Raw genomic sequence first — 20,764 nt, forward strand, 5'->3', positions numbered from 1 at the left:
TTCCGCAGCCTGCAATGTCGCGCGCATCCTTGCGACCTCCTTTTCATCGACCGGCTTGGCTGCATTGCCCCAGCTGTTTCGGATGTAATCCAGCGTTTCGGCTATTTCGCTCCGTCGACGGCACATAGAAATTTTCGGGCAGGTGAACTCCATCCACTACTGCGTTGTGTCTGACAACACTGCCCGCTCCCACCACGCAGTTGAACAACACGCTATTGAAGCCGATGAACACCCGCTCCTCGACGCGGCAAGGTCCATGGACAATGCCGCGATGCGCGATGGAAGTGCGTTGACCAATCACTACCGCGGCACCGTCTTTGGAGTGGATGACCACGCCATCCTGGATGTTGGAGTGAGAACCAATGACGATCGGCTCAATGTGCCCGCTCTCATCCATCTCATCCGCACGGATGACAGCGTAAGGACCAACGAACACGTGCTCGCCGATCTCGACACGACCACAGATGATGGCGGTGGGATCGACAAAGCTGCTTTCGTGGACAACGGGTAGATCGCCACGTGGGTTCCTCCGGATCATGCGGCTCGCCTTGAGCTTGACTGTGCCGTAACGAATGCCTTTGGGAAGAAGGCATCCAGACCGGCTTGGACGACCGGGGGCGGCAGCGCCTGGGTGATCAATACCATCCGGCTCACGCGGCCTCCCTGCGGCCAGTCCTCCAGCCATGTCTCCGGACTTATGACACCTTGAACTCCATGCAGCACCAAGGGCTTGTTCTCCGCCTCAATGTCCAGGATGGCCTTGAAGCGAAGGATCTGATGTCCGAACATGGTGAGAACCGTGGCCAGCCAGCATTTGAGTGCCATTCTGGACAGCGGAGCGGAGGCCTCAAACCCCATCACCTGGTAACGATTTCCATGGGGCTGAAGGGTGCCCTTGGCCGCTGCGAGGTTTCCCAACCCCAGCATTGCTGACGGATGGTGCGGGGCAAGAACATCCAAGCCGGACAATTCCAGTAAGGGCCTGCGCAGCTTCAGCCCGGGGTCGAAGATGGTCTGGCAGTCAATCCGACCTCCCTCGATCGCCTCGATTCTCGCAAACGGATTGCGCATCTGAAGATCTTCCACCAGCCGTTCCACTACCGAAGATTCTGTCCCATCGCACTTGGTGACCAAGATGAGGTCTGCCAGTGCGACCTGGGACGACGCCTCAGCGAACCTCTCGAGGTTCTCTGCGCCTCGTGCAGCATCGACCAACGTCACCACAGCCTCCAGATGAAAATGCGGGCTCAGGAGGGGGTCAAGCGTAAGCGCCTTGGCGATAGAGGCGGGGTCTGAGACCCCGGATGTCTCAATCACTACTCTTTCAAAGGGCGGCCGACGGCTCTGCACCCGCTGCTCAACAGCGTCCAAGAGGGCGCGGGTGAGATCACCATGCAGCGTGCAGCACACGCAGCCGTCGCTCAGCTCTACAACCATCTCTTCTTTGGCTTCGATCATCAACATATGATCCAGGCCAACTTGCCCGAACTCATTGATGACCACCAAGGCGTCGGTCAACCCACCAGTAGCGCAAATGTGGTTCAAGAGTGTGGTCTTCCCGGCCCCGAGAAAGCCCGTCACCAAGGTGGCCGGGATCGCAGCAGCGGTCATACGGCGGCTCCCCAGCTTGCAGCGGCGAAGGCATCGTGAGGGTGCAGGCTCTCCAAGTGGGTGACCTCGATTGAGCCCGCAGGATGCTTCTGTGCGAACGTTGAAAGCAACAGACGCACAGCGTCCTCGACAAACATGAGGTTCTGCCCGTTCCTGAGCGCAAATTCCTGCTCATCGGCGCGCTTTACCGGTCCTTGGGATGGCGTGCTCAATGCGCATTCGGCGTCCTCAATCAGGGGCACCAGGTTCCATTGCTCGTAGGGGCTGACCGCCACCTTGATCCTCGCAACGCTTCGCTGGCTGTGCGGGGTTGCCATCGTTCCATGCTTGGCGATCCAAGCGGCCACCTCTTGACTCATCTCACCCACTCCGGGAACGGGTCTTCCAGGTTCAGCCAGGAAGACGGGCCGCCAGCGAGCTCATCGTCCGACAGCAGGCAAGCATCAAGCGCCGAACGCGCAACCTGCTCATCCAAGCCCACGCCAATGACGGCTAGCTCCTGTCGGCGATCACCCCACTGGGCGTCCCATTGGCGGGCCATCGCAGCATGTTCCCGTGGATCGTCCACCATCTCGGCAGGAGGAAGCGGGGCAGTCCATTCCTGCAGGAGCGCGGCCTTGTTCCTGCCGCCGCCCAACAGGGTGATCGCTTCTGGCGGGATCCCGGTCAGCCCCGCTTCCACGCGATGGCGCGCCGCGAACCAGAACCCTGCTGCCTGGGTCTGAGTGGATCCACCCACAATGGACACCTCACCGACCCAATCCATCCCGACTGGCGAGCCAGAAGAAACCCTTTGCCCGGAGGGTCCCAGGAATGCCGCCCACCAACAGTCCGGCGAACCGGGCAGGGTGGAAGGGACGGGCATGCCGATATACAAAGCTGCTGATGCCGTACTCTTCAGTCTCCGGTACGTGTTCCCCGCGCAGCTCCTTCATCCAGCCAGGGGCAAGCTGTGCCTGGACATAGTCAAACAGTCCAGTGTTGAGGATCTTCTCGAGAGGCACGTTCCCTTGGGCGGCCTCCACCATCACTGCGTCATGGTTGAGCGAGCGGACCACCGCTTTGATCTTCAGCATCTCCGATTCGGGAATCAGGTCGCGCTTGCTCACCACGATCACATTGGCGAACTCGACCTGCTCTGCAAGCAGGTTGACCAGGCCACGGCTGTCGTCCGGACCGGCCTGCAGGTTTCTGTCTGCCAAGCGCTCTGTTGAGCCGAACTCCTTGAGGAAGTTCTGGCCATCAACGACGGTTACCATCGTGTCCAAACGGGCGATGTCGGAGAGAGAGAAGCCATCCGCATCCCGTACCGAGAAGGTCGCGGCCACGGGCATCGGCTCGCCGATGCCCGTGGACTCGATCAGGAGGTAGTCAAAGCGCCTTTCTTCCGCCAAGCGGCGGACTTCCTTGAGCAGGTCATCGCGCAGGGTGCAGCAGATGCAGCCATTGCTGAATTCAACCAGGGTTTCGTCCGTGCGGCTGAGCGAGGCTCCGCCGTCCCGGACCAACTGCGCGTCGACATTGATCTCACTCATGTCATTCACGATCACGGCAACCCGCAGACCTTTTCTGTTATTGAGGACCGCGTTCAATAGTGTGGTCTTGCCGGCACCCAGGAAGCCGGACAGGACCGTAACTGGAAGGCGACGGTCCGAGATAGGGATAAGCATGCAAATCAAATCCATCGAAGATATGTGATGTTATAACATATCTTTCAATAAAGCCTATCAGCCACGCCGCGCCTCAGTGGGCGACTTCCCGATGACGCGCCGGAAGGCCGCAGAGAACTTGCTAGGGTTCGCGTAACCGACTGATTGGGCGACCTCCGTCACGCGCGCGCCCCTCGACAACTCCGCGCGCGCCCAGTGCATGCGGTGATGGGTCAGGAACTCGTAAGGTGCCATCCCAGTGGCAGCGTGGATGGCTCGCCTGAAGCGCGTTTCGTCCATCCCGAGCACACCCGCCATCGTCTTGACGCTGGGTCGAACATCCCGCGAAGCATTGATGAATAACATGAGCGAACCAAGCTGATCCATGCTCAGCGGTCGAGTAGCGGTAACCGGCGGCGCCGTGGACAAGCACACCAGTCGCTGAAGAATCGACATCGCGCAAGCCCAGAGCAGCTTGTCGGAAAGCAGCCCGGTTTCCGACGTGGATGACATCGCATGAAGCAGCGCACTGATGGTCGCGTCCCGGTGGAGTGCGCCGGTAAGCGGGGACAGTCGTCGGGCATCGACCCGGTGCCGTTTCAGACTTGATCCATCAATTGCGATGCCAAGAACCTCTACCGCAGGGCTTCGGTATGTTCCCACCTGGCCGGGGATCACCACGTTGAACTGCCCTACGGACCAATTGGCATCCAGGCATTGACCGAGTGGACAGTGCTGCTCCAGACGGCCTCCGCCCCCAACCACCAGCGCCAGGCGCAGCTGGGCGGTCTGTCCCATTACCCCGGCGCTCTCAGGGAACCCCTGCCGAATGAAGGCCACGCTGCCATCGTCGGTCGATACCAGGGTAGGGGACCGCCCCGACAGTTTTGTGGAGAGCGTGTCCGCGACAGAGGAAGAAATGACGGAATCGGAGTCGTCCGCACGCATTTGGAGTAGCGCCATGAATCATTTGTTACATGATAACAGTTTGGTCCCCTCGGACCCTGATCTGCACTTGTGAGGTTCACTTGAGTTCCCCTGCACCCCTGGCAGCCGCGATTGCCGCCGCCTTGCTCGTTATCTCCACCCCTTCCTTCGCACAAGACACCGCCAGTCCAACCACCCTGGATGGCGTCCGGGTCACCGGCTCCAAGCGCGACACCCCATACCTGAAGAGCGATCTTTCCGTCACTGTCCTAAACCGCGAAGACCTCAAGGAAGCGGGCGTCGTCGAGTTTCGTGACCTGGACAAGCTGGCTCCCAATGTAAAGTTCAACGCGATGGGGCAGTTGAGCGATATGTACATCTCCATTCGCGGAATCGAATCCAACCCCTTCCTGGTCAACCGCGCTTCGGTCTACATCGACGGAATTCCGTTCAAGGAGCTCAGCAATGCGGTTCTCAACCAGGTGGAGTCCGTCGAAGTGCTGCGCGGGCCGCAAGGTACGCTCTACGGGGCCAACAGCGAGTCCGGCCTGGTTCTGGTGAAGACCAAGGGCCCGACCGATGCCATGGAAGGGGAGGCCAACCTGCGCAGCACGTGGTTCGGCAACGGCAATGGCAACAGCCTTGATGGCTTCATCGCCGGTCCGCTGACGCAGGGTGGGGGCCTCTCGGGATCGTTGGCCTTCATGGCGTCCGACGAGGACAGCTACCTGCGAAACCTCACCCCCTACAACGGCACCGAGGGCAAGGTCCGCGAAGGCTATCTGCAGGGCAAGCTGCGCTGGCGCCCCGGCGACTTCGTCACCGTCAATGCCTTGGCCTATCACCTGCGTACCCGGGCTCCCGGCATGTTCGAATACGAATATCTCCCGCTGGATGTCGGCCTTTACAACCGCACGTACGGGTCCCGCCTCAACGGCGGCCGGAATGCCGGCGACTTCACCTACATCAACGATGCACCCAAGCGCACCGAGAAGGATGAATCTGTTGCCGGCCTGAGTGCGCAGTGGCAGCTGGCAACCGGGACCCTCGATGTAGCCGCGTCCTACCGCACCCACGAGGACGTTTCTGCCGGCTACGACTTCGACATGACCGAGACCCCTGCGCTGGCCGGTCGCACCTACGACAAGCAGGATGCCTGGAACGGTGAAGCCCGCTTCAGCTCACCCGACGACCGCCACTTCACGTGGATGGCCGGTGTATCCACCTACCGCACCGACAAGGACTCGATTCTGGGTACCTTCGTGGGTCCGATCACGCGCGGCCTGAACAGCTATAACCTCGCGCCTCGGCAGACCGCCAAGGGAGAGGACTACAGTGTGTTCGCCACCGCCAGCTATACGTTCCCCGCAGTCCCCAAGCTCACCGCAAGCGTCGGCCTGCGCCATGAACAGGCGCGCCGCTCCACCGAGCAGCGTGCAGGTTCACTGGACCTGGCCGACGGTGGGCTGGTGCTGTACCGCGATGCCGCGCTGGAGCACACCTTCCATGCCACGCTGCCGAGGGTGTCATTGCGCTACGACGCCGCCGACGATCTGTCCTTCTATGCGGCCTCGGCAAAAGGCTACATTCCCGGTGGGTTCAACCTGGCCGCCGCCCAGAGCGACGAAGTGAATGACAAGGTGCTTCGGTATGAGTCGGAGATGATGTGGAGCCATGAAATCGGCTTCAAGATGAACGTCGGTTCTGGTCGTGGCCACATTGGCGGTGCGATCTTCCACATCACCTCGGATAACTGGCAGGAGATCCAGGTTGCCACCGATGCTGACGGACGACCGATCTCCTCGGACTACGTGGGCTCGGATGCTTCCATCCGCTCACGCGGTGCGGAACTCGAAGGCGCCTACGAGCTCGCCCCCGGCTTCACGTTGACCGCCAACGTCGGCTACGTGGATGCCAAGTACACAAAGCTGTGGGCGACCGTTGACGAGAACCTGGCGGGCAACCGGGTCAAGCTCACCCCGCACTACACCGGCTACCTTGCCGCCAGGTACCAGCACCCATCCGGGGTATTTGCGCGCGTGGAATCGGCGTTCACTGGTTCAAGCGCGCTGGACGAGCGCAACAGGGCCTATCAACGCGCCGTGGCTAATATCGGTCTGCAGGTCGGGTATGAACGAGGCCCTTGGACCGGCCGTCTGTTTGTCCAGAACCTGACTGACAAGCGGCGCGTGAACGGTTTGATCTTCGACAACCTGGCATTCGGCCGGGATGGCAACTATTACGGACCGATCGATGCCCCGAGAATCATTGGTGCAGAGGTAAGCCGTAGCTTCTGAGTGCGAGGAGCACACCACAGGATGGCATGCCGCGGACTGGTTGCGGCATGCACGTCTGAAATCGCCAGTTCGGCGAGGTCGGTTCGGGTCGCTAAGGATAGCCTGGCGACTGAGCGGAAGTGACCGCTTTCGGCCGATAGCGGTCATTGGCAGGGCAGGGTATAGGGATGTTTATCGGGGGGTAGGGAAGAGCCGTTTTCGATCCGTGGCCATCTGCTTGCGGGCCCAGGATGACGTACACGGGCCGCCCGCATCGCTGTACCAAGAGCTTATGGGTCGAGGCACCACAGTTCGCAACGCCTTATGATCCAAACGACAATGGTTTAGACCTAAGCGCAAGACGTTGGGCGTGATCTAAATTGGATTCAACAGTCTCCACGAGCATATGCAGCATCGGGGCCTTTCAAGTCTCACACTTCGTGACACCTGACGCAGCCTGACGTAGTGTCAAGCAAGAGAGCGCGGTGGATATCTGGTCGACCAATGAAAGTGAGCTTAGGCGGGATCAGCAGTGCTGCTGTGGCTCGGGGTAAATCACATAACTAAGTGACCTAACTTTTTCGCATTGCTATGGCGATGTCTCAAGTTCGCTGTAGTGCGTTGGGAGTGACCGCGTTCGCTGCATGAAATGTGGCGACTCCCTGCAGGAGATGACTCAAGTTGTCCCACGACCCAGTGGACTTGAAACCATCAGAATTTGTCGCCGTCGAAGATCCGGATAGCTCGGCAACGCCCATGGGAGTGCAGGAACGCAGGGTGCGCTGGGCTCAAAGCTCGGACACATCATTTCGCATAATGTATATTATGTAAGACGCAAGCTGTGTTCATAGCGAACGCGCATTGCAGCCAAACGCTCCAAGCAATCCCCATGCTAGCCCCACGCCATGACTACTTCTCCTCTCCCGCAGGCGTGCGATCCAAGGGGCGTTTCCATGGCCAGAACCCCTCGACTTCCAGGACCACCGACCAGCTGAGGAAGGTCCGGATGATGACAAGCAGGCCCAGGGAAAGAATTGCGCGGAGGGTGCTGTCCAGCGCAACCGTACGGATGATGTCCGCCGCCACCAGTATTTCCAGACCCAGCAACAGCGCCCGTCCGAGCCTGCGACGGAACCTTTCGTAGCTTTCCACGCGGTCCTTGTGCTGCACGGCCAAGGCGATCACGTAGACCGCTGTCGACACCACAATGGTCACGACGATCAACGCGATTGCCAGCAACTCTATCGCCAGAGCCGACCATTCGACCCAATGGATCGCAGCCTCTTCGCTCAGCATGAAAATGCTCCGAAAGGTCAGTGTTCCCATCGCAACTGGACGCCCTCAGCGAGCTCCGAATCGGCAAGCGTTTGCAATCCAGTCGCAACTTGCGAGTGTCTAGCCTGAGGAGGTTCGGACAGGGCAACCAGCGTTTAAATACCTAGCCCAGGCCAGTAAAATTACGTGGCCTGTCATTGGGGTGGCATGGGTGACATTGTGGTGAAATCTCCAGCTACCGGCGGTCAATCTATGCCTTTGTACGCGTTCAGCAGGCGGTCGATCCCGGCTCGCGTGATGCGTCACGCAAATGGGCGGGAACTGCAGGTCAGGGGCTGACCTCGTCGCGTTGCCGCTCGATCTGGAGCAGCACGTCGGCCTTGCCCTCTTCCGCCGGCATCCGCCGGACCAGGTTCCGCAGCATCTGCAGGTCCTGAAGCCAGCCCAGCCCGTCACTGGTCTTGTGCAGTGCCTTCGCCTTCCTGTTGCTGGCAACATGGCCCTTGGCATCTCCGCCCAACGCACCGATCGCCTGCCCGGCATCGAGTTGCATGCGCAGTCGTCGCACACGTCTTCGCCAACGGTGGATGGCTTCGGCGTCACCGTCCGAAGCCGCGCGGGAGGCCGCCCGCTTCACCCGTCGCTCGCTGCGTGCGAGCGCGGCCCGAACGTGCCGCCGTCGCAGGCGCTCCCATGGCTGGGCCTCAAGCCGCTGCAGAACGCGCTCGATCGTCCTTCGCCTGCGTGCAAATTGCGGGTCGATGGCCGCAGCCTGCTGCAGAATGCCCGCGCGCCTCTGCTCAAGCGTGCCCACTACTGCCGCCCAGGCGGGACCGGGGTGCAAGGCCTGAAGCCGTTTGGCCGCCTCGACCACCACATGCGCATCCCGAAGCGCTGAAAGGCTTTTGCCGAGCCGTCGGAGCGAGCGGTCCTCCCGCTCGAGCTCGAAGTCATCCTCATCCAGCAGGGCAAGCACCGCCCGCATGCGCCGGATGGCTTTGCGTGCCGCATGGATGCCCTCGTTCTGGTCGTCCGGGGCAGCCAACGCTGCCACGACACGAGCGCCGTCCTGCGCCAGGAGCTCCCGCGCTACCGCACCAGGTGCATCTGCCAGCATGGGTGACTCCGCGCCATGACGTCGCCAGAGTGTATCGAATCCGCTCAGCCCGGCCCGGCATGTCGGGCTGCTCAGGATCCAGCCTGGGCATCCAGGACACGTTCGACAAACGCCACCGCATTGCGCAGCACCTCGTCGAAGTCGGCCGCTTCGGCCACATCGGGCTGGATCCAGCGCTGGTCCCGCAACGCGACCACGAACACGAAGGCGGGCTTGCCCTGCGGCTGCCACGCGGTCACATGGAAATCCTGTCCACGATACGACGCATCCAGCGTGGCACTGGCGACAGTGGCCTGCCCGGCCTGCCGCGACGCGTCGCCCCATACGTCGCCTGCCTGGGCTGCCTGCTCCGGATCCCGCACCTCCGCGCCGAAGCGCACCAGCCGGGCGGCTGGCAGGCGGCTGTACCTGCCGGAGGACACATCGGAGATTCCGCACAGCGCGGTCGGGCGCGGGCCACGCACCTGCATCAGGCCAGCGGAGGAACGGTTGGAAGTCAGTCTGGACATCGGGCCTGCCCCACTATCGGTTCGCAGGCCAAAGTCTGCCGGGCGAGTCCCGTCCGGCGCATCAGTAAAGCCGCGCGGAGAGTGTGAGTAGTCTTACTTAGCAGCAACGAAAACGTGTGCGCGAACATCCCATTGCCGCCCGGCACGCTCAGTAAATCTACTGGCCCGTTCTTCCACGCGCTTTTCATGCGCCCGGTACAACCCTGTGTGCAGTCCGGCTCACGCCGCGAGGAATGCCCCATGCTGCCCGCCCTGCTCCGACGTATCGCCGTACAGCTGTTCGACAATGGCGTGTTGCGGCTGATTTTCGAGAACACGCGCAACATGGCGGTGTCCTCGCTGATCACTGCCGCCGGGCTGGAAGTCGTCCGCGCGGGGCCGGGCGACCTCGACCTGGTCAACCCCACCGTGGCCGGCTACGTGGTGGTCACCATCGGGGTCAGCCTGCTGCTGCTGAACCTGGGCGACGGGCTGTGGCGGCTGAGCCGCATGAAGTCGCACCTGGTCCTGCAGATCCTGCTGTGCGGCGCCTACGCCTTCATCTTCTGGCGCGTGGTGTACCTGGTGCTGTACTTCAAGGCGGGCGGCGGGATGAGCATGAATACCGGCGGCTGATCCGCTCAGCGCGCATCCTTGTAGATCTTGCCGTCCTTCATGATCACGTCGAAGTTGGCGTCTGGATCGGCAATGACGTTGATGTCGGCCAGTGGATCGCCATTGACCAGCAGCAGGTCCGCCAGCGCCCCCTCCTCCACCACGCCGACACGCCCGGCATAAGGGCTGCGTTTGCCCGACAGCGCCAGCAGCTGGGCGTTGGTGCCGGTGGCCATCACCAGCGCTTCGGCCGGCGTGTACCAGCGGGTCAGGCTGGCCAGGATGCGGTTCTGCTGTGAGGCCAACGCACTGGAAAACAGCACGTCGGTGCCGAACGCGGTCTTGAGCTTGTACTTGATGGCGAAGCGGTAGGTCTGGTCGGTGCCGGCGAACACCTCCTGCGCTTTCTGCCACTGCTCCGAGCCCTTCGGGAAGGCGTTGGCCAGCTCCGGCGGGAACGGCTGCGTGCTGAGCCAGGTGCCGGTATCGCGGATGCGGCGGGCAGTGGCGTCGTCCATCAGGCTGCCGTGCTCGATGCACTTCACCCCGGCACGGATGGCGCGCTGGATCGCTTCCGGGGTGTAGGCGTGCACCGTCACGTAAGTGCCCCAGTCGGTGGCTGCTTCCACCGCCGCGCGGACTTCCGGTTCGGTGAAGGTCACCACGTCCAGCGGGCTGTGCGGGGAAGAGACGCCACCGCCGGCGGTGAGCTTGATCTGGCTGGCGCCCCGCATCAGCTGCTCACGCACGCGCACCCGCAGTTCGTCCGGGGTATCGGCAATGGCGCTGTCACCCAGTACGTCATGGCGCGAGCCGGGCTGGCCCACGGTGCGCGGCAGGTCGGAGGCCTCACGGAAATCGCCGTGGCCGCTGGTCACGGTGATCATCGCGCCGGAGGGCCAGATGCGCGGCCCGTCTGCGTGGCCGGCATCGATGGCCGCTTTCAGGCCCCACACCGCGCCGCCAACGTCACGCACGGTCGTGAAGCCGCGCAGCAGCGTCTTGCGGGACTCTGCCCCGGCCACGATGTTGATGTAGCCCGTATCGGCCGTCATCAGCGTCTGGATCGGGATGCCGGCGAACATGCTGTGCCAGTGCATGTCGATCAGCCCGGGCATCAGGGTGCGGCCGCGCCCGTCAATGCGGCGCGCGCCGGGCGCGTCGATCGCGCCGGCCGAGATGCGCGCGATGGTGTTGCCCTGCACCAGCACGTTGCTGGGTGCGGAGAGGCGGCCGTGGGTGCCGTCGAAGATGCGGACGTTGGTGAACAGCGTGGCGGCAGGTGCCACGCCGGTCGCCGGCGGCGGGGAGGCATCGCCCTCCGGTGCCTGCTGCAATGCCGAATGCGCGCCTGCCGACGCGGCCAGGCCAATCGAAACCAAGGCACCCAGAATCCGGACAGTCAGTCGTTGCGACATGGCACTGCGCCCCCGTGGCGGTTGTTGCGCTGGTATAGGAGCGGACACGTTAGGGCCATGTGTTTGCGGAAAATACTGGTGCGGGTTTCACTGCTGCATAACCAAGCCGGGCGGGTAATTGGACGATCTCCCAGGAGTGGCCTGTCATGACCGTGTTCTCCCGACTTGGCAAGGACCCCGGCTCCATCGGTGTGGCAATGAAGTCCAGCTGGCAGCGCCTGTTGATCGTGGGCGTGCTGCTGCTGGTGTTGGGCGCGTTCGGCATTTACGCCTCCTCCTTCATGGTCCGCACCATGACGGTGCTGGTGGCCGGCCTGCTGGTGATTGCCGGTGCATTGCAGCTGACCGAAGCGTTCCTGCTGCATGGCCTGCCCAGTTTTGCCATGACCATCCTGCTGGGGGCGGCGCAGATCATCGGCGGCATCGCCATCTACACGCACCCCGAGTGGGCCGCGTACGCCGTGGCGACCACGGTGGCCGCCGTACTGGTGGTGCAGGCCATCGCGCAGATCAGCCTGGCATTCCGGTTTGCACCCGGCGGCAAGCGCTGGATCTCCCTGGTGTCGGGGCTGGTAGCGCTGGTGGCCGCGGTGGTGTGCGTGAGCGGCGTGGCCTGGGCCGGGCGCGCCTCCGCGTCCTGGGGCGTGGGGTTGGCGCTGCTGGCCATGGGCGTGGCGTACATCGCCATCGCCCTCCTGTTCCGGCAGGACCGGGATCCTGCGGCCTCCCCTGCGCAGCGCTAGAACGCGCCCTCCAGGTAGGTGTAGATGTAGTTGGAGCCGCCATCGACGGTGCCCAGCATCTGCGCCGAACCGAAGATGCCGGAGCGGTGCGAGACCCCGAAACCGAAATACAGCTCGTGCCAGCGCTCGCTGCCGAAGATGTCACCCAGGCTCACATCGATGCTGGGATCCAGGTAGTTGAGCACCTTGGACGTGTTGCGCTCGCGGCGCGCCTGCGACTGCACTTCCGCATACGGCACGCGCTCGGCATAGGACACGCCGAAGCCGAAGCCAAGCCGGGTCTTGACCCGGTGCGACCACGGGAAGCCGTAATAGAAGCCCTTCATGTAGGCATCGATCTGCCAAGAATCCGGCTGGTGCCCCTTCTCGTCGTGGCGCAGTACGCCCACGTAGCCGACCAGGTCGAGCGGCCAGCCGTTGAGGCCTGACACGAACGGGCGGCCCACGTGTATGCCCCAGATGTCGGTGGGATCGTCATCGTTGAGGCTGACGCAGCTGAAGGTCATGATCTTGACCAGGTGGCAGCCGTCGTCCGAATCGCGCCCGTAGAACACCTTCACGTAGGTGGGGGTGCCCTCCTTGTCCCAGCGCACCTGGCCGTTGCCGAAATCGTAGGCGGCGCCGACCATCGCGCCCCACTGCATGTCGCTGTCCACCAGCGGGCTGTTGCGGATGGTGCTGGAATAGCGCTTGGCGAACACGCCGCCGACCAGGCTCCAGTTCTGCAGGATGCGGTAGCGGCCGTACAGGCCGGCGGTGATGTCCAACCCGCTGCCGGCCGAATACTCGGTGCGCTCCGGAGTCACCTCATAGGACTCCACGCCGAAGTAGTAGTCGTTGAGCTTGGCACTGCGCCAGCCCAGGGTGAGCACCGGCTGCAGCGCCCAGCGGTCGCCACGCAGCGTATACCCGTACCCGGCGCGCACTTCGGTGCCGTTGGAGTTGTTGGAAATGTCCTGGCGGACCGTGAAATCCAGTGCGTGGTTGTCGTGCTTGAAGTAATAGCGCGCGCCGATGTCGGCCTCGCTGTTGCGGGTTTCCATGCCCTCGAGGATGTCGGGGGTTTCGTCTTCCGGATAGCCTTCCAGCCGCCGTTCGACGAACAGTTCCAGGCCCTGGTCCTCGCGCGGGGTGAAGCGCACGCCGGCCGCGTTGGAGCGCAGGAAGAAGCGCTCGCCCTCGTACAGGTACAGCGGCATGATATCGACCCGGTCGTCGGCGCCCTTGTACGGTGACGATTCGATCCTGCCGAGGAAGCCCAGCCCGGCGCTGCCGGGCTCTTCCAGGATGGTGCCGAGCATGGCGTCCTGCGCGGCCACCGGCGCGGCGGCGGCCAGTGCGCTGACCAGCAGCATTCTTCGTAGTCTGCGCGTAGCCATGACGTCTCCTATTTCACGAAGTCGTACTTGAGCGCGGTCTGCAGGCGGAACACATCGCCGCTGGCGCCACTCTGCTCCTGCAGCTTGCCGTACAGCAACTCCGCGCCCCAGCTCCAGCTCGGCGCCGGCTGCCAGATGATGTTGGCGGCGGCGTAATCGCTGCGGCGGAACACGGTCGGGTCGAGCAGCTGGTCACGTTCCAGGTACAGCCGGCTGTAGGTCACGGTGGTGCGCCAGCGCTGCGACCAGTGGTGCGTGTAGCCCAGCCATCCGCCGTACTGCTGCAGCACCTGCAGGTCGCCTTGGGGATCGACCACGCCATCAAGGTTCAACCCGCCAAGATCGCCGATGAAGGCTGAGATGCCCTGCCCGCCCAGCGCACCGAACACCATGTAGTCGCCATTGTCGCCCCAGCCCCAGGTGCCGCTGAGGGCCAGCCCGCCGGCGGTGGCGCTGTCGCTGCCCTCATTGCTGTCCTGCGCCGAATCGTAGGCCAGGTACCGCAGCAGGCCGGACGCCTGCAGGCTGCCCCAGTCCGCTTCATGCCGGGCGGCCAGCACCAGGTTGGGTGCGGCCGTGCGCGAGCGTTGGGTGGCCCCATAGAACTGCAGTTCGGGCGCGCGATGCTCGGCCGCGAGGATGAACTGGTTGCCGTTGCCCAGCGGGAAGTACTGGCGGATGCTGGCCACGCGCGCCGACGGCGATGCGCCAGGGCCGGCGAAATCCAGCGTATCCGGGCCCGAATCCAGGTCCATGAAGGCCGACCAGCCAAAGCCCACGTAGGTGTTGCCCAGCTGCCCCCACGCATGCCGCAGGCGGTAGCCGTAGCTGCCGCCGGAGCCGAAGAAGTCGTTCTGGATCAGGAAGCGCAGTTGCCCTGCGCCGGTATCGCGGCGGCCCTCGAGGGTGAGCCGGGTCTGGCGGGCGTGCATGTTGAAGCGGGTGCTGTCGCGGCCGCCGTCCACCGGAATGTCGGAGGTGATGAACTGGTCGCTGTCGCCGGCATCGCCGCTGTCGAACATTGCATCCAGCTTGGCGTAGCCACCCAGCCGCAGCCACGTGCCGGTGCCGGGGATGAGGAAGAAGCCCTCCAGTTCATCGCCCGGGGGCACTTCGTTGTCCACGCGGGCCGACGCCTGCTCGTCCTCGTCGAAGGTCTCGCGGGCCGGCAGCGGCGACGGCGGCACGTTCAACGCCGCAGGCGACGCCGCGACCAGCGGTGCGGCGGGCACCGATACCGCGCCCGGCGCAGCCGCCGCGGCAGAAACTGGCGCGGTGGGCGTGGCCGTGCCGGGCGCCGCTGGCGGCGCATTGGCCTGCCCGGATTCGAGTGCCTGGATCCGCGCGGTGAGCATGTCCACGGTCTGGCGCAGCCGCAGGATCTCCGCGTCCTGGGAAGCGTCGCGGGTCTGGGCCACGACGGCGCCCGGCAGCAGCACGGCGGCCAGGCAGAGGGTTCGGGTGGGAATGCGCATGGAAAACGGCCCTCGCTGGGAAGTCGGGAACACGAAAGGGAATCAGTCGACGGGGATCTCCCGTTGGCCCTGGCCGCCGCCCAGTGCGGCGTACAGGTTCACCGCGTCCTGCAGCGCGGCTGCGCGCAGTTGCAGCAGGTTCTGTTCGGCGGCGAAGTGGTTGCGCTCGGCATCCAGTACTTCCAGGTACGGGGTCAGGCCGACGTCGTAGCGGTCGTGCGCGGTGACCACCAGCGCCTGCTGCACCTCCACCGCGCGGATCTGCGCCTGGATCTGCCGGTCGTTCTGTTCGGCGGCCACCAGCCCGCTGGCAACTTCGCGGAAGGCGTTCTGCACGGTGGACTGGTAGGCCGTCTCCCGCTCGTCGCGGGCGGCGTTGGCCCCGTCAACGCGCGCACGGCGGGCACCCCAGTCGAGCAGCGGCAACACCGCGCCGGCCCCGAACGACCACACCCGGTTGCTGTCCGAGACCAGCCCGGACAGCTCGTTGGAGGCGTAGCCGCCCGCGCCGGTCAAGGCGATGATGGGGAAGTACAGCGCCCGCGCCACGCCGATGTTGGCGTTCGCGGCACGCAGCTGGTGTTCGGCCAGGCGCACGTCGGGGCGCGCTACCAGCAGCGCCGAGGGCAGCCCTGGATCAAGCCGGGTCAGCTGCGCGTCGGGATCCAGCGGCAGCCCGGGCGGCAGTGCCGGCGGCAGCGGCGCGCCGACCAGGAACTGCAGCAGCTGCAGCGCCTGGCCCTGGGTGCGCCGCAGTTGCGCCAGCTGCAGTTCGGTCTGGGTCACCAGCGCATAGGACTGGTTGAAATCAATGGACGACGTCAGCCCGGCATCCATGCGCAGCTGGGCCAGTTCCAGGGTTTCGTTACGGCTGGCCAGCGACCGCTCGGCCAGCACGATGCCTTCGTCGCTGGCGCGTACGGCGTAGTAGCTGGCCGCGACGTTGGCGACCAGCGACAGTTCCGCCGTGTTCCGGGCCTCCTCGGTGGCCAGGTACTGGCGGCGCGCCACTTCGTTGAGGTTGGCGACGCGGCCCCAGAAATCCAGCTCGAACGACGGGATGCCTACCTGCAGCCCATAGCTGTCGACGGTGACCCGGGGCGCGCCGTCGGCGGCGCTGAGCGGTGTGCGCAGGCGCTGGCCGGAGGCGCTGGCATCCAGCCCGGGCAGGCGCTGGCTGCGCTGGATGCGGAACTGGGCGCGCGCCTGTTCGATCCGCGCAGCCGCGCCGGCGAGGTCGCGGTTGTACACCAGCGCCTTGCCGATCAGGTCGCGCAGTACCGGGTCGTGGAAGAAGCTCTGCCACGGAATGCCCGGTGCCAACGCCCCTTCGGCAGCAGACGACGGAAACCGGTCCGGAACCAGTGCATCGGGCCGCACGTAAGTGGGCGAAAGGTTGCAGCCGCACAGCTGGCAGACCGCCAGCACCGCGCCCAGCCGCCAGAACAGGCCGCTACGCATCGGTGTCCTCTTTCGGTACGGGCGCGGCGGGATCGACCGTGCGCGGACGCGCACGCCGGCGCAGCAGGAAGTAGAACAGCGGGGTGAAGAAGATCCCGAACAGGGTGGCGCTGAGCATGCTGCCCAGCACACCGGTACCCACCGCCTGGCGGCTGGCCGCGCCGGCGCCGGTGGCGATCACCAGCGGCACCATGCCCACGATGAAGGTCAGGCTGGTCATCAGGATCGGCCGCAGGCGCTGCTGCGCGGCCTGCAGGATCGCATCGCGCACCGGCACGCCGCGCGCTTCCTCGTCGAGCCCGAACTGCACGATCAGGATCGCGTTCTTGGCGGCCAGGCCGATGATGGTGACCAGGCCCACCGTGAAGTACACGTCGGCCGACATGCCGCGTGCGGCGGTGAACACCACCGCGCCGAGGATGCCCAGCGGCACCACCAGCAGCACGATCACCGGAGTCACCCAGCTTTCGTACAGCGCGGCCAACAGCAGGAACGCCACGATGAAGGCCAGGCCGAGCAGCATGCCCACCTGCCCCGACGCTTCGCGCTCCTCACGCGCGGTGCCCGTCCACTCGTGACGCATGCCCGGCGGCAGCACCTCGTCGGCGATGCGCTCCATCTCCACCAACGCCGCGCCGCTGGAGACGCCGGGCGCGCCCTGCCCCGACACCGTGGCCGAGAGGAAGCCGTTGTAGCGCTCCACCTGCTGTTCGCCGACCGTCCAGCGGGTGGTGGCGAATGCGGAGAACGGCACCGACTGGCCGTTGCTGCCGATCACCCGCAGGTCGGACACATCTTCGGCGCGCATGCGCTGTTCGGCATCGCCCTGGATGAAGACCCGCAGCACGTTGCCCTGGCGCACGAAGTCGTTGACGTAGGCCGAGCCGAACATGATGCCCAGCGCCTGGTTGACCTGCGACAACTGCACGCCCAGCGCACGCGCCTGGGTGCGGTCGATATCCACGAACAGCTGCGGGGCGCGCGGCATGCCCTCCGGGCGGACGCCACTGAGCCGGTCGTTGGCCGCGGCCCGCGCCGCGATCCCCATGGCGGCCGCGCTCAAGCCGGCACCGCCTACGCCGCTGCGGTCTTCAATCTTCATGCTGAAGCCGGAGGCGTTGCCCAGCGACTGGATGGCCGGCGGGTTGAGCGCGAACACCTGCGCCTGCGGGATGCGGGTGAACGCCGCGCTCATGCGCGCGGCCAGCGACATGGCGCTTCGCTCGCTGCCGCTGCGCTCGGCCCACGGGTGCAGGTCCACGAAAGACATGCCCACCGCCTGGCCCTGGCCAAAAAAGCTGAAGCCGATCACCGTGGCCACGTTGCGCACTTCCGGCTGCTGCCGCAGGATCGCCTCGGCCTGCTCGGCCGCGGCACGGGTGCGCTCCATGGTCGCGCCGGGAGCGGCGTTGTACGCCACGAAAATGTAGCCCTGGTCTTCGGTGGGCAGGAAGCCGCCCGGCAGGCGCGCATACAGCAGGCCGGTGATCAGCGTGACCACCACGAACACGCCGATCCACAGCCACGGGCGCACCAGCATGCTGCCCACCCAGCCAGCGTAGCTGCGGCTGCTCTTGTCCAGCCCGGTGTTGATGGCGCTGAACAACCGCCGGCCGGGTCCGCCCTTGCCTGTCTGTTCCTTGGCCGGGCGCAGCATTGCACCGCAGATGGCCGGGGCCAGGGTCAGGGACAGAATCGTGGAGACCACCAGCGATACGCTGAGCGTGACCGCGAACTGGCGGTAGATGCCGCCGGCCGAACCCGGGAAGAACCCCATAGGAATGAACACCGCCAGCAGCACCAGCGTGGTGGCGATGATCGCGCCGGACAGCTGCCCCATGGCCTTGGCGGTCGCTTCGCGGGGTGGCAGGTCCTCCTCGCGCATGATCCGCTCGACGCTCTCGACGATTACGATGGCGTCATCGTTGAGGATGCCGATCGCCACCACCATCGCAAACAGCGACAGCAGGTTGATCGAGACCCCGAACGCCAGCAGGCCAAGGCACGCCCCCAGCAGCGAGACCGGCACCACGATGGTGGGCAGGAACACCGCGCGCCAGCTCTGCAGGAACAGCAGCACCACGATGGAGACCAGCACCAGCGACTGCAGCATGGTCACCGCCACGCCGTTGACCGATTCGGTGATGAAGGGCGTGGTGTCGAACGGGGTAGTCCACTGCATGCCGTCCGGGAAGCTGGTTTCCAGGTCCTGCATGCGCTGGCGCACCGCCGTGGCGGTGGACAGCGCATTGGCGCCGGTGGCCAGCGAAACCGCCAGGCCGGCGGTTTCCTGGCCATTCAAACGCAGGTTGAAGGCGTAGTTGTCGTTGCCCAGTTCCACCCGCGCCACATCGCCCAGCCGCACGGTGGCAGCGCCCGGGGTGGCGCGGATGATCACCTGGCGGAATTGTTCGGGGGTGCTGAAACGCCCGCGCATGACGATCTGCGCGGTGGTTTCGGTGGACGGCGTGGTCGGCTGCAGGCCCAGGCCACCACCGGCGGTCTGCGCGTTCTGCTCACGCACCGCCGCCATCACTTCGCCGGGCGAGATGCCGTAGCTGACCAGCTTCTCGCGGTCCAGCCAGATCCGCATCGCGTAGCTGGAACCAAAGAGGGTAACGTCGCCCACCCCGTGCACGCGGCGCAGTTCGTCGGCGATGTTGCTGTTGGCGTAGTCGCCCAGCTCCAGCGCCGAATAGCGGCCCTTGTCGGACTGTAGCGAGATCAGCATCAGGAAGCCATTGCTGGCCTGGGTAACCCGCACGCCCATCTGCCGCACTTCATCGGGCAGCCGCGGCTCGACCCGGGCCAGGCGGTCCTGCACCTGCGACCGGGCGATATCCAGGTCGGTACCGCTGCGGAAGGTCACCCGGATCTGCGCCGTGCCATTGGCACGGCTGGTGGAGATCATGAACAGGAAATCGTCCACGCCGCTCAGTTCGTTCTCGATCACCGAGGTCACGGTACGGTCCAGCGTCTGCGCGTCGGCACCGACGAAGGTGGCCGAAATGCTCAGTGAGGGTGGCGCCACGTCGGGGTACTGCTCCACCGGCAGGCTGACCAGGGCGATGCCGCCGAACAGGATGGCGAACAGCGCGATCACCCACGCCAGCACCGGCCGGTAGACGAAGTAGCCACTCATGGGGCTTTGGCCTTCGCCCTGGGGTCTGCGTCGGGCTGGATCGCCACGGGCTGGCCGGGCTGGATCTTGTGCCAGCCATCGACAATCACCTTGTCGCCGGGGGTGAGGCCCGACTGCACCACCCAGCGTCCGCCGGCCTGCCCGGCCAGCGTGACCGCGCGGCGCACCGCGACGTTCTCGTCATTGACCAGCATCACCGTGGCTTCGTCCTCGCCCACCTGGATGGCGCGCTCGGGCAGGCTGGTGCCGTTACGGATGCTGCCGATGGCCAGGATGCCGCGCACGAACTGGCCCGGCAGCAGCCGGCCATCGGGGTTGGCGAAGCGTGCACGCAGCGTGCGGCTGCCGGTGGCCGGGTCGATGGCGGTTTCGCTGAAGTCGACGACGCCCGCTTCGGGCAGCCGGACATTGCCGTCGAGCAGGATGGTCACCTGCACCCGGTGGTCGTCGCCCACGTCGATGCGGCCGTCGGCGACGCCGCGCTCGAGCTCGTTCATGGCGATGTTGGACGGATTGAAGATCACGAATGCCGGGTCGACCTGGTCGATCCGGGTCAGCAGGGTGGCTGCGGCCGCACTTACCAGCGCGCCTTCGCTGACCTGGGCCCGACCGGTGCGCCCTTTGATCGGCGCGCGTACCGTGGCATGGTCCAGCTGCAGCGTGGCGCGGTCCACCGCCGCCTGCGCTTCCATCAGCGCGGCATCGGCCTGGCGGAATGAGGCCTGCGCCGATTCGTATTCCTGCACGCTCACTGCCTTGCGCTGTACCAGGGTTGACAGCCGCGCACGCAGCGAAGACGTCTGCGCCTTGGCGGCTCGGGCCGAGGCCAGTGACGCACGCGCCTGCTGCAGGCGTGCCTGCAGGTCGCGCGGATCGATCTGGAACAGCGGCGCGTTGGCCTCGACCTCGGTGCCGTCGACATACAGCTGGCGCTCGACGATGCCATCGGCGCGCGCACGCACTTCGGCTGAGCGGCTGGCTTCGACCCGCCCCGGCAGTTCCACCAGGTTCGGCACGGCCTGTGCCTTGACCACTTCCACGGCCACCAGCGTGGGCGGTCGCTCGCCGCCGTCAGGCCCACCACCCCGCCCACAGCCGACGGCCAGCGCAACCGCCGCCAACAGCCATGCACGCGCCATCCATCCAGGGGATTGCATCCTTCCGGCCTCCGCGGTTCGCACGGCAGCG

General features: G+C 65.2%; 16 protein-coding genes and 1 pseudogene. 3 read left to right on the top strand and 14 right to left on the bottom strand.

Features of this window, described 5'->3' with window-relative positions; all coding sequences use genetic code 11:
* Nucleotides 1-43 precede the first annotated feature (43 nt).
* From QE395_RS09235 to QE395_RS09255, 5 genes and pseudogenes are all read right to left on the bottom strand, one after another.
* Nucleotides 44-538, bottom strand: coding sequence for a carbonate dehydratase (locus QE395_RS09235; protein WP_306988685.1), 495 nt, complete (start codon nt 536-538; stop codon nt 44-46).
* A complete protein-coding gene (locus tag QE395_RS09240; protein ID WP_306988688.1) occupies nt 535-1,611 on the bottom strand; it encodes a GTP-binding protein in 1,077 nt (358 codons plus the stop codon). Before QE395_RS09240 ends, QE395_RS09235 begins: the two co-directional genes overlap by 4 nt.
* Nucleotides 1,608-1,970 (bottom strand): GTP cyclohydrolase, FolE2/MptA family, encoded by a 363-nt coding sequence (locus QE395_RS09245; RefSeq protein ID WP_306988690.1) that lies wholly within the window; start codon nt 1,968-1,970, stop codon nt 1,608-1,610. Before QE395_RS09245 ends, QE395_RS09240 begins: the two co-directional genes overlap by 4 nt.
* A pseudogene (locus tag QE395_RS09250) lies at nt 1,967-3,281 on the bottom strand (GTP-binding protein). Before QE395_RS09250 ends, QE395_RS09245 begins: the two are co-directional and overlap by 4 nt.
* Before the next feature lie 57 nt (nt 3,282-3,338).
* Nucleotides 3,339-4,223, bottom strand: a complete 885-nt coding sequence (locus QE395_RS09255) for an AraC family transcriptional regulator (protein ID WP_306988692.1) — start codon at nt 4,221-4,223, stop codon at nt 3,339-3,341.
* Between the two features lie 65 nt (nt 4,224-4,288).
* Between QE395_RS09255 and QE395_RS09260 the strand changes: the two genes are divergently transcribed.
* Nucleotides 4,289-6,484, top strand: coding sequence for a TonB-dependent receptor (locus tag QE395_RS09260; RefSeq protein ID WP_306988694.1), 2,196 nt, complete (start codon nt 4,289-4,291; stop codon nt 6,482-6,484).
* Nucleotides 6,485-7,372: 888 nt separating this feature from the next.
* On the opposite strand, the gene QE395_RS09265 is transcribed toward QE395_RS09260, so the two are convergent.
* From QE395_RS09265 to QE395_RS09275, 3 genes are all read right to left on the bottom strand, one after another.
* A complete protein-coding gene (locus tag QE395_RS09265; protein ID WP_095364321.1) occupies nt 7,373-7,759 on the bottom strand; it encodes a DUF1622 domain-containing protein in 387 nt (128 codons plus the stop codon).
* 307 nt (nt 7,760-8,066) lie between these two features.
* Nucleotides 8,067-8,855: a CHAD domain-containing protein gene (locus QE395_RS09270; protein WP_306988697.1), complete on the bottom strand. Its 789-nt coding sequence runs from the start codon at nt 8,853-8,855 to the stop codon at nt 8,067-8,069.
* A gap of 71 nt (nt 8,856-8,926) precedes the next feature.
* Nucleotides 8,927-9,364, bottom strand: a complete 438-nt coding sequence (locus QE395_RS09275) for a hypothetical protein (protein WP_306988698.1) — start codon at nt 9,362-9,364, stop codon at nt 8,927-8,929.
* 240 nt (nt 9,365-9,604) lie between these two features.
* Between QE395_RS09275 and QE395_RS09280 the strand changes: the two genes are divergently transcribed.
* Complete coding sequence (locus QE395_RS09280; RefSeq protein WP_093536631.1) at nt 9,605-9,979, top strand: hypothetical protein; 375 nt, start codon at nt 9,605-9,607, stop codon at nt 9,977-9,979.
* A 5-nt stretch (nt 9,980-9,984) separates the two neighbouring features.
* On the opposite strand, the gene QE395_RS09285 is transcribed toward QE395_RS09280, so the two are convergent.
* Entirely contained in the window at nt 9,985-11,340 is a 1,356-nt protein-coding gene (locus QE395_RS09285) for an amidohydrolase family protein (RefSeq protein ID WP_306988699.1), read from the bottom strand.
* 182 nt (nt 11,341-11,522) lie between these two features.
* Between QE395_RS09285 and QE395_RS09290 the strand changes: the two genes are divergently transcribed.
* A complete protein-coding gene (locus tag QE395_RS09290; RefSeq protein WP_306988702.1) occupies nt 11,523-12,119 on the top strand; it encodes a DUF308 domain-containing protein in 597 nt (198 codons plus the stop codon).
* On the opposite strand, the gene QE395_RS09295 is transcribed toward QE395_RS09290, so the two are convergent.
* From QE395_RS09295 to QE395_RS09315, 5 genes are read right to left on the bottom strand one after another with little or no spacing between them, the layout of a single operon-like run.
* Nucleotides 12,116-13,498, bottom strand: coding sequence for a MipA/OmpV family protein (locus QE395_RS09295; protein ID WP_306988704.1), 1,383 nt, complete (start codon nt 13,496-13,498; stop codon nt 12,116-12,118). The genes QE395_RS09290 and QE395_RS09295 overlap by 4 nt on opposite strands.
* 8 nt (nt 13,499-13,506) lie before the next feature.
* Complete coding sequence (locus QE395_RS09300) at nt 13,507-14,973, bottom strand: DcaP family trimeric outer membrane transporter (RefSeq protein WP_306988706.1); 1,467 nt, start codon at nt 14,971-14,973, stop codon at nt 13,507-13,509.
* Nucleotides 14,974-15,015: 42 nt separating this feature from the next.
* The gene (locus tag QE395_RS09305; protein WP_306988708.1) at nt 15,016-16,434 is read right to left on the bottom strand and encodes an efflux transporter outer membrane subunit; all 1,419 of its coding nucleotides are present in this window, start codon (nt 16,432-16,434) and stop codon (nt 15,016-15,018) included.
* On the bottom strand, nt 16,427-19,576 hold the full coding sequence (locus QE395_RS09310; RefSeq protein WP_306988710.1) for a multidrug efflux RND transporter permease subunit: 3,150 nt from the start codon (nt 19,574-19,576) through the stop codon (nt 16,427-16,429). The genes QE395_RS09305 and QE395_RS09310 overlap by 8 nt, the downstream gene beginning before the upstream one ends.
* Nucleotides 19,573-20,733, bottom strand: a complete 1,161-nt coding sequence (locus QE395_RS09315; protein WP_306988712.1) for an efflux RND transporter periplasmic adaptor subunit — start codon at nt 20,731-20,733, stop codon at nt 19,573-19,575. The genes QE395_RS09310 and QE395_RS09315 overlap by 4 nt, the downstream gene beginning before the upstream one ends.
* Between the last annotated feature and the right edge of the window lie 31 nt (nt 20,734-20,764).

It is taken from the genome of Stenotrophomonas sp. SORGH_AS_0282 (assembly GCF_030818125.1).
In the GTDB taxonomy this organism is placed as follows: Bacteria; Pseudomonadota; Gammaproteobacteria; order Xanthomonadales; family Xanthomonadaceae; genus Stenotrophomonas; species Stenotrophomonas rhizophila_A.

What these genes read in the sequence shown, in the direction of transcription:
- QE395_RS09280 (WP_093536631.1), top strand. Translation starts at nt 9,605, where the DNA reads ATGCTGCCCGCCCTGCTCCGACGTATCGCCGTACAGCTGTTCGACAAT.
- QE395_RS09310 (WP_306988710.1), bottom strand. Translation starts at nt 19,576, where the DNA reads ATGAGTGGCTACTTCGTCTACCGGCCGGTGCTGGCGTGGGTGATCGCG.
- QE395_RS09295 (WP_306988704.1), bottom strand. Translation starts at nt 13,498, where the DNA reads ATGGCTACGCGCAGACTACGAAGAATGCTGCTGGTCAGCGCACTGGCC.
- QE395_RS09290 (WP_306988702.1), top strand. Translation starts at nt 11,523, where the DNA reads ATGACCGTGTTCTCCCGACTTGGCAAGGACCCCGGCTCCATCGGTGTG.
- QE395_RS09300 (WP_306988706.1), bottom strand. Translation starts at nt 14,973, where the DNA reads ATGCGCATTCCCACCCGAACCCTCTGCCTGGCCGCCGTGCTGCTGCCG.
- QE395_RS09255 (WP_306988692.1), bottom strand. Translation starts at nt 4,223, where the DNA reads ATGGCGCTACTCCAAATGCGTGCGGACGACTCCGATTCCGTCATTTCT.
- QE395_RS09305 (WP_306988708.1), bottom strand. Translation starts at nt 16,434, where the DNA reads ATGCGTAGCGGCCTGTTCTGGCGGCTGGGCGCGGTGCTGGCGGTCTGC.
- QE395_RS09245 (WP_306988690.1), bottom strand. Translation starts at nt 1,970, where the DNA reads ATGAGTCAAGAGGTGGCCGCTTGGATCGCCAAGCATGGAACGATGGCA.
- QE395_RS09235 (WP_306988685.1), bottom strand. Translation starts at nt 538, where the DNA reads ATGATCCGGAGGAACCCACGTGGCGATCTACCCGTTGTCCACGAAAGC.
- QE395_RS09275 (WP_306988698.1), bottom strand. Translation starts at nt 9,364, where the DNA reads ATGTCCAGACTGACTTCCAACCGTTCCTCCGCTGGCCTGATGCAGGTG.
- QE395_RS09315 (WP_306988712.1), bottom strand. Translation starts at nt 20,733, where the DNA reads ATGCAATCCCCTGGATGGATGGCGCGTGCATGGCTGTTGGCGGCGGTT.
- QE395_RS09240 (WP_306988688.1), bottom strand. Translation starts at nt 1,611, where the DNA reads ATGACCGCTGCTGCGATCCCGGCCACCTTGGTGACGGGCTTTCTCGGG.
- QE395_RS09265 (WP_095364321.1), bottom strand. Translation starts at nt 7,759, where the DNA reads ATGCTGAGCGAAGAGGCTGCGATCCATTGGGTCGAATGGTCGGCTCTG.
- QE395_RS09270 (WP_306988697.1), bottom strand. Translation starts at nt 8,855, where the DNA reads ATGCTGGCAGATGCACCTGGTGCGGTAGCGCGGGAGCTCCTGGCGCAG.